12 protein-coding genes and 1 pseudogene are annotated in these 12,647 nt (G+C 54.4%); 6 read left to right on the top strand and 7 right to left on the bottom strand.

Annotation, left to right across the window (positions count from 1 at the left end):
* Positions 1–184 precede the first annotated feature (184 nt).
* The 3 genes from C8K63_RS04750 to C8K63_RS04740 all read left to right on the top strand — a co-directional run bounded on the left by C8K63_RS04750 (position 185) and on the right by C8K63_RS04740 (position 3,542).
* Complete coding sequence (locus C8K63_RS04750) at positions 185–808, top strand: DJ-1/PfpI family protein (RefSeq protein WP_108216065.1); 624 nt, start codon at positions 185–187, stop codon at positions 806–808.
* A gap of 98 nt (positions 809–906) precedes the next feature.
* The gene (locus tag C8K63_RS04745; protein WP_108216064.1) at positions 907–2,952 is read left to right on the top strand and encodes a pyridoxamine 5'-phosphate oxidase family protein; all 2,046 of its coding nucleotides are present in this window, start codon (positions 907–909) and stop codon (positions 2,950–2,952) included.
* A 47-nt stretch (positions 2,953–2,999) separates the two neighbouring features.
* A complete protein-coding gene (locus tag C8K63_RS04740; protein ID WP_108215641.1) occupies positions 3,000–3,542 on the top strand; it encodes a hypothetical protein in 543 nt (180 codons plus the stop codon).
* Positions 3,543–3,631: 89 nt separating this feature from the next.
* Here C8K63_RS04740 and C8K63_RS04735 read toward each other — a convergent pair whose 3' ends face one another.
* The 3 genes and pseudogenes from C8K63_RS04735 to C8K63_RS30720 all read right to left on the bottom strand — a co-directional run.
* On the bottom strand, positions 3,632–3,994 hold the full coding sequence (locus tag C8K63_RS04735) for a hypothetical protein (RefSeq protein WP_108215640.1): 363 nt from the start codon (positions 3,992–3,994) through the stop codon (positions 3,632–3,634).
* Positions 3,995–4,190: 196 nt separating this feature from the next.
* Positions 4,191–4,667 (bottom strand): nuclear transport factor 2 family protein, encoded by a 477-nt coding sequence (locus tag C8K63_RS04730; RefSeq protein ID WP_108215639.1) that lies wholly within the window; start codon positions 4,665–4,667, stop codon positions 4,191–4,193.
* A 78-nt stretch (positions 4,668–4,745) separates the two neighbouring features.
* Positions 4,746–4,895, bottom strand: a pseudogene (locus C8K63_RS30720) (carbonic anhydrase); the annotation flags it as partial.
* Between the two features lie 785 nt (positions 4,896–5,680).
* On the opposite strand from C8K63_RS30720, the gene C8K63_RS04720 reads away from it, so the two are divergent.
* Positions 5,681–6,295 (top strand): dTMP kinase, encoded by a 615-nt coding sequence (locus C8K63_RS04720; RefSeq protein WP_108215638.1) that lies wholly within the window; start codon positions 5,681–5,683, stop codon positions 6,293–6,295.
* A gap of 94 nt (positions 6,296–6,389) precedes the next feature.
* Here C8K63_RS04720 and C8K63_RS04715 read toward each other — a convergent pair whose 3' ends face one another.
* The 3 genes from C8K63_RS04715 to C8K63_RS04705 form a co-directional block, all read right to left on the bottom strand.
* Positions 6,390–7,805, bottom strand: a complete 1,416-nt coding sequence (locus C8K63_RS04715; protein WP_108215637.1) for an amino acid permease — start codon at positions 7,803–7,805, stop codon at positions 6,390–6,392.
* A 175-nt stretch (positions 7,806–7,980) separates the two neighbouring features.
* Positions 7,981–9,036, bottom strand: a complete 1,056-nt coding sequence (locus tag C8K63_RS04710) for an ornithine cyclodeaminase (RefSeq protein ID WP_108215636.1) — start codon at positions 9,034–9,036, stop codon at positions 7,981–7,983.
* A 50-nt stretch (positions 9,037–9,086) separates the two neighbouring features.
* Positions 9,087–10,121 carry a histone deacetylase family protein gene (locus tag C8K63_RS04705; RefSeq protein ID WP_108215635.1) on the bottom strand — a complete coding sequence of 345 codons (1,035 nt, stop codon included), beginning with the start codon at positions 10,119–10,121 and terminating at the stop codon, positions 9,087–9,089.
* A 119-nt stretch (positions 10,122–10,240) separates the two neighbouring features.
* Between C8K63_RS04705 and C8K63_RS04700 the strand changes: the two genes are divergently transcribed.
* Together C8K63_RS04700 and C8K63_RS04695 are read left to right on the top strand one after the other, a co-directional pair.
* Positions 10,241–10,741 carry an Lrp/AsnC family transcriptional regulator gene (locus C8K63_RS04700; RefSeq protein ID WP_056724899.1) on the top strand — a complete coding sequence of 167 codons (501 nt, stop codon included), beginning with the start codon at positions 10,241–10,243 and terminating at the stop codon, positions 10,739–10,741.
* Positions 10,742–10,911: 170 nt separating this feature from the next.
* Positions 10,912–11,553, top strand: coding sequence for a LysE family translocator (locus tag C8K63_RS04695; protein WP_108215634.1), 642 nt, complete (start codon positions 10,912–10,914; stop codon positions 11,551–11,553).
* Between the two features lie 49 nt (positions 11,554–11,602).
* On the opposite strand, the gene C8K63_RS04690 is transcribed toward C8K63_RS04695, so the two are convergent.
* Positions 11,603–12,595, bottom strand: coding sequence for a LacI family DNA-binding transcriptional regulator (locus C8K63_RS04690; protein ID WP_108215633.1), 993 nt, complete (start codon positions 12,593–12,595; stop codon positions 11,603–11,605).
* Between the last annotated feature and the right edge of the window lie 52 nt (positions 12,596–12,647).

Genomic DNA, 12,647 nt, shown 5'->3' with positions numbered 1-12,647 from the left:
GATACGCATTGCAGTGTGTCTCATCTCGCTCTGGCTACAGAAGGATACAAACCTCAGCACGGGCATTTCATAGAGCGTAACAGTGGATTGCATTTTTTGGACGTTCTCTGAACAGCGGTTAAAGCGGAGCATGCGTTCACACACTCAATTGATACACACACCAGACAGCGGAGTCTTTTTCCTGATGAAACGCGTACTCATGTTGCTCGCCAATGGTGTTGAGCCACTCGAAATGGCCGCCTTTACTGATGTGCTTGGCTGGGCCAACTTACTCGGTGATGTCTCTATTGAGTTGGTCAACGCCGGCCTTCGTAGAAATATCGTGACGACCTTCGGACTTAATCTGAGTCCTGGTTTTCTTCTGGGTGAAGTGGATGTGAGCAGCTTCGACGCATTGGCCTTGCCCGGTGGTTTTGAGCCAGCAGGTTTTTACGAGGAAGCTTTAAGCGAACCCTTTCTGGATACCATTCGCCACTTTGTCCAGGCCGGCAAACCAGTGGCCAGTGTCTGTGTGTCTTCTGTGTGCTTGGGTGTCGCCGGAGTGCTACGAGGAAAAAATGCTACGACGTACCACCAGGAAGGCGGCAAGCGCAAAAACCAATTGCTCGAAACGGGTGCTTACTTCGTTGACCGTCCTTTGATCGTCGATGGCAACATCATCACATCGAGCGGGCCAGGCACCGCCACCGAAGTCGCTTTTTTGTTGTTGGAGCAACTGACCGGTGCAGAAAATGCGGCTCATATCCGTAAGAAAATGCGCTTTTCAACGCCGTCTCAAGATTGGTTTGAGACACCGCAAGTCCCCTGATTCGCCCCCCTGAATCTGTACTCTCGTTTAAAAGTGAGCGAAATACACTGGTTTAAGAATGTGAATGCGTAGAGGTGATCATGAGTCAGATTGACGGGCTGGGGGAATCACCCTGGCATGCAGGTGAGCGGCAATTACAGGAAACTGTTGGTGTCGCAGAGGTCATGGAGGCAAATGGGCGCAGAGTCGTGCGTGATTACATGCCAGATCAGCACCGACTGTTTTACAGCCAACTCCCTTATTTGATTTTGGGTGCCGTCGATGAGCAGGGCACCCCTTGGGCGACACTCGTTGAAGGCCCCCCGGGGTTCGCACATTCTCCCGAACCGCGGGTGTTGCAAATCGACTGTCTACCCGCGGACGGTGATCCCGTCAGGCCGGCACTACAAAACGGAGCAGCCGTAGGTTTGCTCGGTATCGATCTGAAGACTCGAAGGCGTAATCGTATGAACGGTAATGTCTCAACTGCCTCCTCTGGCGGTTGTGCCATTACTGTGGTGCACAGTTTCGGTAACTGCCCCCAATACATTCAATTGCGTAGTGTTGAACCCGTAAGCCTCGGTCACACCTCATCAAACTCCGTAGCTGAGCACCTCAATGAACTCGATGAGGACGCAAAGGCAACGATCCAAAAAGCCGATACCTTTTTTGTCGCCAGTTACCTGGATCAGGACGGTAAACGTTCGGTGGATGTGTCGCACCGTGGGGGAAATCCAGGTTTCGTCAGAATTGAAGGCAACGTGCTGACGATTCCTGATTTTGCCGGCAACCTGCACTTCAATACCTTGGGTAACCTCCTGCTCAATCCACGTGCGGGGTTGGTATTTATCGACTTCGAATCGGGTGATGTATTGCAAGTTGCCGGACGCACCGAAATCATTCTCGATAGCCCGGAAATCGCGGCATTCCAAGGGGCCGAGCGGCATTGGACGCTGACCGTTGAACAGGTGGTTCGACGCCACGCGGTTTTGGCTCTACGTTGGCAGTTTGAGGGTTTTTCACCCAACAGTCTGATGACAGGTAGTTGGGAGCAGGCCGCGGGACGATTGCAGGCTGATGCCTTACGCGACAAATGGCGGCAATTACGGGTTACCCGCATTGTTGATGAAAGCAGCTCAATTCGATCCTTCTACTTTGAACCTGATGATGGCGCAGGATTGCCGGGCTTTGAGGCGGGTCAACACTTGCCGGTGCGTATTTGCGTGACCGCAGGAGAGGCCCCCCTGGTTAGAACCTACAGTCTATCGGGCGCACCCTCCGACAGTTTTTTCCGCATCAGCGTCAAGCGTGATGGAGTGGTCTCGTCGCATTTGCATGACCGGGTAAAAGTAGGGGATCTGATCGAAGCCCGCGCGCCACAAGGGCGATTTACCGTTCAGGCCGATGAGTATCGACCGTTGGTACTGTTGGCCGCAGGTGTTGGAGTAACGCCGATGCTCTCGATGCTCCGTGAGGTGATCTATCAAGGAGAGCGTATCCGGCGCACACGTCCTACCTGGTTCATTCAAAGTGCACGCACTTTGGCCGAGCTGGGGTTTCGCGATGAGTTGTACGAGCTGGCGGTTCGCACCAAAGATAAAATCCGTGCATTACGAGTACTCAGTCAACCGGAGACTCATGCTCGTGTAGGTGAGCACTATGAGATGGCAGGACGCATCGACGTTGAGCTACTCAAGGCGTTGTTGCCCTTGGACGATTATGATTTTTACCTGTGCGGACCAGGACCATTTACTCAAGCGCTATACGACGGCTTGCGCGAGTTGCGCATTGGCGATGATCGTATTCACGCGGAGACTTTTGGCCCTTCGACTTTGGTGCGTCAGCGGGATCAACTGACTCCAGCAGTCGAGCAGGTGCCGGCAGCAAGTATCCCGGTCAAAGTGTTGTTTGCAGGATCATCTAAAGAAGCCCGTTGGGAACCTGGTGGCGGGAGTTTATTAGAGCTGGCTGAAAGCCGTGGCCTGAATCCGGACTTTAGCTGTCGGGGTGGATCCTGCGGAACGTGCCGAACCAGACTGGTCAGTGGGCAAGTGCATTATCTGAATCTGCCGGCTGAGATGCCGGCCGAAGGGGAGGTGCTTATTTGCTGCGCGGTTCCTGCACAAGCCAAGGAGGGCGACGCCCCCCTTGTGCTGGATTTGTAATTTGGGCGACATCGGCCGCTCATCCTATAGATGCGGTCGGAGCGCTCATGAACGTTGAAAACTCAGAGGCCATACTGCTGATTCCTGACGGCTACCCGGTATGGATAGATGTGGCTCAGGCGAGCATTGGCGGGGCGGGCACAGCCATGCGATTTGTATTGCCCTTGAATGCTCACAACCTACCGTTGATGCATCGTCAGGAAACAAAGCTGGTGGTGGCACTCAAGGGCGAACTGGATATTCGTGCCGGTCGACAACGGATAGCGTTACTTCAAGAAGGCAACGCTATAAAACTCGCCCCTGGAGTTGCGCACCGAATCCATCAGCATGGATCCGGTCCGAGTACCGTAGGTGCGGTGTTATGGCCTGGCGCAGTCGAACAAGCCTTCCGCGACCTTGCGCTGGCAGCCACTCAGAATGCCTATAAGCGCAGCGACATGATTGAAATCCTCGCCCGTTTCGATGTGGTCTGGGCCACTCAATCTCATGAAGTTGATCCTGAATCGATTGCGGTCCGGCCATTCCGGGATTGGCTGGGCGATTTGCCAAAGGCATTGGCAACGCTGTTAGAGCAGAGGTGGGGGGCGTGAGGTCTGCACCTCGATCTGGCCAACGAGGTGCAAGTGTGAAGTGTCATTTGAAAAATAGAGCCCGCGAGTGGCGGGCTCTACAGATTTTTCTAGGGGGTAACGGCATGGAGTCGTAAGCCTTTGACGTTTACCTGTTGGCCAACAGCAAACTCTTCACGCGGAGAGCGCACTACCTGCTCTTTGCCTGTGCTGCTATTGCGGACTATGTATGCACGTTCCTCCAGTCCACTAACCTTCTGGACTTCACGTCCTCCAAGCAATCCGACTCCTGCTCCGATCAACGCGCCTATCGGTCCACCAGCTGCACCGCCGACCAATACCCCGGTACCTGCGCCAAATGTGGCGCCCGCAGTCGTGTCGCCGGTTTGTGAGAGCACCTCGTCAGCGAGTGCTACGCCTGCGCCGAATAGTGAAAGTCCGACAGTTACGGTTAAAACACCAAGGTGTTTCATGCTGCCTCCAGATGGCTGGCACGCGGTGCGAGCATATTGATCATCATGTGCGGCCAACATAAGGCGCCGCCGCCCTTTGTCCATTGATGCGCATCGCCACACTCAACCGATGTGGCCATACATCGAATGATAGACAACCAATAACTTGACCCTATTCACTTCCTCTTTCGCCGTATCGGTTGTCGTGCACCGCTCATCAGAGTCCCAGTTCGGAAAGACCTGGGTGATCGTCAGGGCGCCGGCCTATCGGCCAACGGAACTTTCGCTCCGACTCTTTGATTGGCATGTCATTGATGCAGGCAAAGCGGTGAGCCATCAGCCCATTTTCAGCGAATTCCCAGTTCTCGTTTCCGTACGAGCGGTACCAGTTCCCCGAGTCATCGTGCCATTCGTATGCGTACCGTACGGCGATTCGATTATCGGTGAACGCCCACAGCTCTTTGATCAATCGATAATCGAGCTCCTTGTTCCATTTCCGAGTCAGAAATGCTGTGGCCTCAGCTCGGTTCACCGCAAAATCGACTCGGTTGCGCCATTTGGTGTCAGGTGTATAAGCAAGAGAAACTTTCTGCGCATCCCTGGTGTTCCAACCATCCTCAGCAAGCCGTACTTTGAGGATTGCAGATTCCCGATCAAATGGTGGCAGTGGGGGACGAGTTTCAGATTCAGCCATGACGGTCACTCCAGGTTAGTGGTGCATCGTGGTTACAAAGGAGGGCGGATAGAGATCCGCGCACGTATAAAATCGAAGTGTGAGCAATTCCGGGATGACTCGGCTGTCGGAGCAGGTGATAAACAAGGTTTCAGGGGTTTGGGTGGTGGCGAGATATTTAAAAAGGTCTGTTCATTGCGGGAATACTTCTTTCTGAAACTTTATGAGTTCTTCTATAAGTGCTTTCAAGGGCAAGTTCGCGCTGTAGCCTGTCAAGGTTGAATTTTAAATGGCGATGTTAGAGGGTGCCTCGTTTGGCGTCCAAGAATAAGAAGGAGTAATGGTCTGTTTGTTATATAAAATCAATCTAATGCTTTACCATTTCCCTGCTTCTTGTGTGGAAAGCTTTAAGGTCGCGGGTTTCTTGTTTGGCAATAAACGCAATGATTTCCACTTGGCAAGCAGGATTGTTGTCGGAATCTTTAAGCGGCTTCTTTTAAGATACTTGTTTCGCTCGAAAAAACACTTTTTTCGCTGAGGTAATGACTGAATCGGGAGCGTAGCCAGCGTTCGCCGGGATCATTATCCAAGGTGGAACTCCATGGCATAGAGAGGTCGAGGGCTGGCAGATTCATTGGAACGGGGTCTGTGTAGACCGCCTTGTCGCGGCATGGTTTTGGCTACGTAATCGGGCACGACTGCGACCATCTCGAAGTTTTCAAACAATGCTCGGAGCCCCTACAGTTTTATCCAAAGATTTCCTTCGGCGTACTCTAGTTTTGGAGAATTACTTCCGGGAACTCTAGTTCTCAGAACCTGCAGTGGGAATCTGCCTCAGTACATGATTTATGGACGATGACCGATGTTCATAAGCGGCTGTAACTCTGGATTTTTAGACCCGCTAGCCAGAAACAGGTTAGAGTGTTCATCAATGTCTGTTCATAAGGCCCCTCCACTCGATTCGCATAGTCGCGCCAAGCGGCTCCAGCGAACGAACAGGGCAAAAAAACCGTATATCAATCGTTATGTGAAGAATGAATCGTCCGCTGTTTGTTTCTCTGGATGGGCCCAAGGGAGCCGGCAAAACCACACTGTTGGAGGCCGTTACGAAAGTACTGAGGGCAGACAACAAAAAGGTGATCCGACTTTGCGAGAAAAAAAGCGATCCCTATAGGGGTGAAACAATGACCCTCGTTAACAAACTCGTCAGAAATCCCACCCGGGATTTGGAGTTGGAGGTTTGTGAGCGCTTTGCTGATAGCCGTACCTGGATTTCCCGGCACGTGCTGGCTAAACAGCCACCAGGCAGCATCATCTTGATCGATCGCTGGTACCCGTCTGATGCCGCGTTTCGCCGGATAGTCCCGTTTGCAGAGATTCTACAGTTGAACATCGAGCGAAACGTGCAAGTGCCAGACCTGCATGTCGGGGTTGTCACCGCCCCTGATATTTCATGGGCGAGGGCAGCGGCACGACGGCGTGGGCTGAGCAGTACTGTGATCCATAAGCTGGAAGAACATGTCGCTTGTACCAAGGCGTTCGAGCGAGCGATTGCAGATCACGGCTGGGTTTTATGCCGTAATGAAGGAACGATCGAAGACGCAACGATGCAGGTGATTTCTGAGATCTATAGAGTCCTTCGATGCTAGCGAAGGCGCCAACAAACGCCCCGACATGTTCGGGGCGTTTGTTTTGTGCTGGAAAAAAGCCTTTCAGCCAATTAATACCATCAATAGGTGAACATCAGCTGTAATGACTTGCCGGGTCAGCAGCGGGTTTGAGTTTCCTGGCATGGGTCAGCTGATAGGCAATCGCCAGCCATATGAACCACCCTGGCATGACAATCAAGGCAATACGGGTGTCAGGTCTCAATGCCAGCAGACAGAGAACGAAACCCAGAAACCCCAAGGAAAACCAGGCCATCGGCACGCCGCCCGGCATCTTGTAGGCCGATATCGCATGCAAATCAGGTCGCTTTTTGCGATAGGCAATGTACGACGCGAGGATGGTCGACCAGGTGAAAATCACCAGGATTGCCGACACGGTAGAGACGATGGTGAACGCGGTCATGACTTCTGGAACGATGAACAGCAACAACACGCCTACCAGCATCAACAGTGTGGTGAACGCCAGGCTCAGCAGAGGCACGCTATTGCTCGACAGACGTCGGAAAACCCCTGGAGCGTTGTCCTGATTAGCCAATCCAAACAGCATGCGACTGGATGAAAATACGCCACTGTTGGCCGATGAGGCGGCGGAGGTCAGTACCACGAAGTTGACGATGCCGGCTGCTGCGGGAAACCCTGCAACAAGAAACAGCTCGACGAAGGGGCTCTTGCTGGGCGAAACCTGTTGCCAGGAAGTCACTGCAATAATGCAGGCCAGTGCCAGCACATAAAACAGGATGATTCTCAGCGGAATCGAGTTGATGGCTTTAGGCAGGGTCTTTTCGGGGGAGCGCGTTTCGGCGGCTGCGGTGCCGATCAGCTCGGTGCCCGCAAATGAGAAAATCGCCATCTGGAACCCGGCAAAGAAACCGAACAAGCCGTTGGGGAAGGCGGCCTGTTTATCCAGCAAGTGGTTCAGGGATGCGGTGACGCCACTGGGTGAGACAAAGGAGCTGGCAATCATCACCATGCTGACGCCAATCAGGGCGACGACGGCAATGATCTTGATGATCGCGAACCAGAACTCCACCTCACCAAAGAGCCTGACAGTCAGCACGTTCAAAGCGAACAGTGTCATCAGCATGCCGATCGCCGGTATCCAGGCGGGTACATCGGGGAACCAATACTGAAAAAATCCACCCACCACGACTGCATCACCTATCACTGCAACGCTCCAGCTTAGCCAGTATGACCAGCCGAGAAAGAATGCTGCGCGTGGGCCAAGGTAGGCACCGGCAAAATCCGCGAAGGTTTTGAAGTTCAAGTTGGAGAGCAACAGTTCGCCCATGGCGCGCATGACGAAGTAGACGAACAGACCGATGATCATATAGATGAGGATGATCGACGTGCCGGAGAGGGCGATGATCTTCCCGGAACCCATAAAAAGACCGGTACCGATGGCGCCTCCCATGGCCATTAACTGAATGTGACGATTGCTGAGCGTGCGCTGCAGCGCGGGCTGTTCAACCCGCTCGGACGGAGTCGATTTCATTACAAAACCTCTTGATTTTATGTTTTTGAGTTTTGGCAGAAAAGTGGGTGTTTAGCGTTCTTGTTGGAGATGTAACGGCTACTGACGGTGGTGATTTGCTGGCGGCAGGGTTGGTCCTCCACTCGCACGGTGAGTAGCCCCTTGGCACTTTGCTCAGGGGCATCACCAATGGCTATCAACTCACTGTGCGCAGGCGTGAGGGGACGATTGCTGGCGGTTGATCAAGCAGCTGGTAGAGGTTTTTTATATTGGCAGGCGTCGGCACCAGATGGATGCGCTCACCGATGGCATGCTCCCGCGCCAGGTCATGCACGTAGCGCAGTGACGAAAAGTCTTCCAGGGCAAAACCCACCGAATCGAACACGGTGACCTGTGCGTCGTTCTCGCGGCCCGGGACTTCGCCCTGAACAATCCGGAAGAATTCGACGACGGGAGAGTCGGCTTCCAGCTGTTGAATATCGCCTTCAATCCGGGTTTGCGGTTCGAATTCAACGATGACCCGGGCATTGCGCAGGATGTCGGCGTGCAGTTCGGTTTTGCCTGGGCAGTCACCGCCTACGGCGTTGATATGCATGCCGGGCTCAATCATCTCGGGCGTCAGAATCGTTGCATAGGCTTTATCTGCGGTGACCGTGGTGACGATGTGCGCGCCCTTGACCGCTTCCTGTACCGAGTTGGCCAGAATCACCTCAATTTCCGGGAATGCTGACAGGTTCTGCTTCAACTTGAGTGAAGCGTCGCGATCGATATCGAAAATGCGGATTTGCTTGATGGACAGCATTTCGTGGAAGGCGAGGGCCTGAAATTCACTCTGGGCACCGTTGCCGATGATTGCCATGGAGCTTGCACCTGGACGCGCCAGAGATTGTGCGACCAATGCGGAAGTCGCTGCCGTGCGCACGGCTGTGGTCAGCGTCAGTTCACTGAGCAAGGTTGGATAGCCACTGTGGACATCGGCCAGGACGCCGAAGGCCATGACCGTCAGCAAATTGCTTTGACCATTGCCCGGGTGACCATTCACGTATTTGAAGGAATATTGTTGGCCATCGTCGGTGGGCATCAACTCGATCACACCGTCAGCCGAATGATTGGCGGTACGGGGCGACTTATCAAACTGCGCCCAGCGCAAATAATCCGCTTCGATATAAGTGGCCATTTCGCGGATTGCCCGGCGGATTCCCACCGTGGCGAACAGGCGTGCAGCATGATCGACGTCTATAAAAAGAGTCATGTTTTTATTCTCCGATTCAATAGTTGAAACGCTGCGGGTCAGGGGGTGACTCAGGCGCGTTTGCTCTCGTAGCCATGCAGCACGTTCACTGCATTGATGCCGATTTCATCGACCATGTAGCCGCCTTCCATGACGAACAGGGTGGGGCAGCCGACGCTCGCGATCAGCTCGCCGATGCCGATGAAGTCTTCACTTTCCAGCAGGAAGTGACTGATGGGGTCGTCCTTGAACGTGTCGACGCCCAGTGAAATCACCAGCACTTCAGGCCCAAATTGCTGAAGTTTCTTGCAGGCGTGGAGCAAGGCGTTGCGATAACTTTCCCAGGTGGTGTTCTTCGGCAGCGGATAGTTCAGGTTGTAACCTTCGCCCTGGCCTGTGCCGACTTCATGGCGGAAACCTGAGTAGTACGGATAGGACACCACCGGTTCGCCGTGCAGCGAGACAAACATGACGTCACTACGCTCGTAGAAGATGTTCTGGGTGCCATTTCCGTGATGAAAGTCGACGTCCAGTACCGCGACACGTTTGGCACCTTGGGTAATGGCCTGCTGTGCAGCAATGGCGGCGTTGTTCAGATAGCAGTAACCGCCCATGTATTCACGCGCTGCGTGATGGCCGGGCGGTCGACACAGGGCAAAAGCACTGTCATGGCCTTCATCGATCAGTGCCAGGCCGGTGAGGGCGATGTCGGCACTGGTTTTCACCGCTTGCCAAGTGGTGGCGGTAATCGGGGAACCGGCGTCCATGGCATAGAAACCGAGCTTGCCGTCGATGAACGTCGGGACTTGCTCGTTGGACAGGTCACGCACTGGCCATACCAGCGGTAGGGCATCGTGCGTACGTCCGGTCGCGCACCATTCTGACCAGGCGCTTTCTAGAAAGCTGACGTAGCGCTCGCTGTGCGCATTGACGTAACACGACCGGTCAAATGCTCGCGGTTCGATGATCTGGCCAAGGCCTACCTGCTTGACACGGTTATGGACGGTATCGGCCCGACTGGGCTGTTCGAACGATGGCTTGAGCACGCCGTCTTTCAATTCGGTGCCGTGGTGCAAGCGGTGGGAATCACTGAAAACTGTAAACATTCTGCGCATCCGTTAATGTGAGCCAGTGCAAATATTCTGTTCCGGCCGGGATGCGCTTTCTTTGCTTTGTTTTCGTGGTTTGCTAGATTGTTCGGGCGTTTTTACTCTGGAATGGCGTAATGCAGAAAAAACTATCCAAACGCATCAGTCTCGACGATACCGACTTGGCAATCCTCGCATTGCTGCAAGAAGATGCGAGTATTTCCAACGCTGAGCTCAGTGAGCGCTTGTCGTTAAGCCTGACACCTTGCTGGCGGCGGCGTAAGAGAATGGAGGAGGCGGGCGTGATCAAGGGCTATCAGGCGAACCTTGATCGACGAATGCTGGGGCTGGATATCATGGCGTTCGTGCACATCCGTTTTTCCACCCACGCCGATCACGCTCCCGACGCTTTCGAGGCGGTGATTGCGCAATTGCCTGAAGTGTTGTCCTGTCACAAGATCACCGGGGATGCCGATTACGTGCTGCAAGTGTTGGCAGAGGATCTTGATAGCTACAGTGACTTTATCGAACAGGTGCTCAGGCGTCAGGTAGGTATTGCGTCCATCCAGTCCAGTCTGGCTTTACGCGAGGTCAAGACCAGTAGCCGTATAGCGATACCCAAATCGAGCAAGGAGTGAATGGGCAGGGGGTCAGATCACCTTTTGAAACCCTGTCTTTGCAGATGCCGTCAGTGGAGCCTGCATTAATGCCATGGTCTCCATAAATCGACTCCATGACCAACACATGGTAGTCCGCGCTAGATCATCTTCTGTAATATGCAACGCCTATCCCACTACGAGCGTTGAAAATGGAGTTTCACTCGATTCTTGCTTTTACCCTGGTCGCTGCAATTGCCATTGCGAGCCCAGGGCCTGCGACTCTGATGGCGATCAACAACAGCCTGGCCCATGGACAGCGCAGCGCAGTGTGGTCGTCCCTTGGTAATGCCAGTGGCCTGTTCTGCCTGTCGGCCGCTGCCATGCTGGGGCTGGGGGCGTTGCTTGCCAGTTCCGAATGGCTGTTCAATGCGGTGAAGATCATCGGTGCCGGCTACCTGTTCTACCTGGGGCTAAGGCAGTTGTTCAAAAAGAGCCCGATGCTCGCCGAAGGTATGCAGGATGGTTCGAAGAAGAGCAGGCCCACTCGCTTGAAGTTGTACAAGTCGGCCTTCCTGACGGCGGTGACCAACCCTAAGGCAACGATGTTCTTCACTGCGCTGTTCCCGCAATTCATCGATCAGAGCGCGACGTTGCTGCCTCAGTTCCTGATCCTCACCTCGATCTTCATGGCGTTGTCGGTTACGTCGCTGAGCCTGTATGCCGCGCTTGCCTCCCGGGCCAAGGGCGTGCTGACGCGGCCTGATTTGTCCCGGTGGGTCAGCCGGGTGGTAGGGTCGACGTTCATCTGCTTCGGAGCCGCCATCCTGACCATGCGTCGACAGGCTGCATAAGAGGAGGGTGGCTAGTCGCCCGTTCGGGCATCACCGAATTAACTGAATCTCATAGCGATGCCCTAACCACCAATGGACAATCAACTGGCTGGGCTCCCGATACGTCGAGGGTCTCGATCAGGTGGCGGGCAGCCTTGCGACCGATCTCGTAGTACGGCAGTTGCACCGTGGTCAGCGGCGGGATGAACAGCTCGGCAATACCGATCATGTTGTCGTAACCGAGCACGGCGACATCGTCGGGAATTTTCAGGCCACGGCCCAACAACAGCTGATAGGCACAAAAGGCAATGCGGTCGTTGCCACAGATCAGAACATCGAACTGGGGACGACCTTCGATGATGTGCCGGTCGAGGATGGCTGCGGTTTCACCATAGGCATCATGATCAGAAAGGTCGTATTGCAGCAGTGCGTCAGGCGCCAGGCCGAATGCCTGACAGGCACGCTGCAGGCCTTTTTGTCGCAGGTCCCAGGCCAGACTCTGTTTGGGCAGATTGATACACAGAGGACGCCGATAGCCCTGGCTCAACGCGTGATGTACGGCGCGATACTGCCCCGACTCGTCGTCTGGCACATAACTCACCAGGTGACTGTCATCGGCCAGGCAATTGGCGAGTACCAGGGGTTTGCTCTTCAAGCGCTCGGGAATGCTCACCTGGCGAAACCCCATGGCGCTGAAGATCAACCCGTCGGGACGGTGCGACAACATCAGGTCGATGTTCTGGTCGGTGGGCGGGTTGCTCAACAGGTTGAGGATAAAGACATTCCAGCCGGCTTGCTGTGCGGTCTGTTCGATGGACAGCAACAGTTCGACCGCGAACGGTGTGGTCGCGGTGTCCAGCGCGAACACTCCGATGGTTCGCGACTGGAGGTTGTCGCCGCGCATCTTGCGCGCCGACAGGCTCGGTACGAATTGCAGTTCATCAATGGCGCGACGCACCCGCTGAAGGGTTTCAGGGCTCAGTTTTTCCGGATTATTGAGCGCTCGAGAAACCGTCATCAGGGACACGCCGGCCAGCTGTGCAACATCTTTCACTGAAGTCATGCGAGATGAGACCGGTCAGGTTGACGCAGAATCATGACACAGGGCCCGGGCT

This window comes from Pseudomonas sp. GV085, assembly GCF_003050925.1.
Classification (GTDB): domain Bacteria; phylum Pseudomonadota; class Gammaproteobacteria; order Pseudomonadales; family Pseudomonadaceae; genus Aquipseudomonas.
The sequence above is the reverse complement of the archived record's forward strand: the minus strand, read 5'-3'. Positions and strand labels throughout refer to the sequence as shown.